Here is an 829-nt window from a genome sequence, read left to right on the forward strand (position 1 = left end):
ATAAAGAAGCAAACAAGGCCACAAAGAAAGACTTAAAGTCTGCCAAAAAGGAACTCTCAAAGTCAAAGAACCTCAATGCGGATGACGGCATCACAAAGAAAGAGAAAAAGAAAATCAAGGATGCCATCAAATCAGGGAAAGAAGTGGACTTGTCCTATTTCAAAGTCGGTTCTGCCGGATACAACGCTGCTGTCAAGTACAATGAAGCGTTAAAGGCAAATACTCAGTCTACTTATGATCTGAAATCTGCACAGGAAGATTATAAATCCTGGCTTTCTGAATCTTCCACCCAGAAATTTGAAAATATCCAGACAGATTATGAACACAAGCTCCATGAATTTGAGCAGAGGGCACAGGAAATTGACAACAAGATTTCCTTAAATGAAGAAAAGGGTTATCTTGCAAGTTCTGTATATTATGACAAACTGCTTGCCAATGAACAGCAGAACAACGCAAAACTTATGGAAGAACGGGACAAATTAGTAAAATCCTTAAACGATTCCGTATCCAGCGGAAACTTAAAAGAGTATTCCGATGACTGGTATGACCTGAAAGAAAAGATAGATGCAGTAACAAATGCTGTAGATGAATCTACTGTCTCCATCCAAAATTTCATGAATACCATGCGTGAGATCAAATGGGACAGGTTCGACAAGATCCAAAACAGGGTGTCCGAACTCCTTGAAGATGTGAAATTTGCCGTAAACGAACTTTCCCGGACGGAACTTGTAAGCAGCAAGGCTGGAGGGCTTACAGACAACGGGAAATCCGCTGCCACCCTCCACATATCCGGTTATGAGACAAACCGTGTGCTTGCCGCTGACTATGC

At 41.5% G+C, this 829-nt stretch carries 1 pseudogene; it reads left to right on the forward strand.

Annotated elements, in window-relative coordinates:
- Positions 1-829, forward strand: a pseudogene (locus D7Y06_RS26350) (hypothetical protein); the annotation flags it as partial.

The organism is Roseburia sp. 1XD42-69, from assembly GCF_003612565.1.
Taxonomy (GTDB): domain Bacteria; phylum Bacillota; class Clostridia; order Lachnospirales; family Lachnospiraceae; genus Roseburia_B.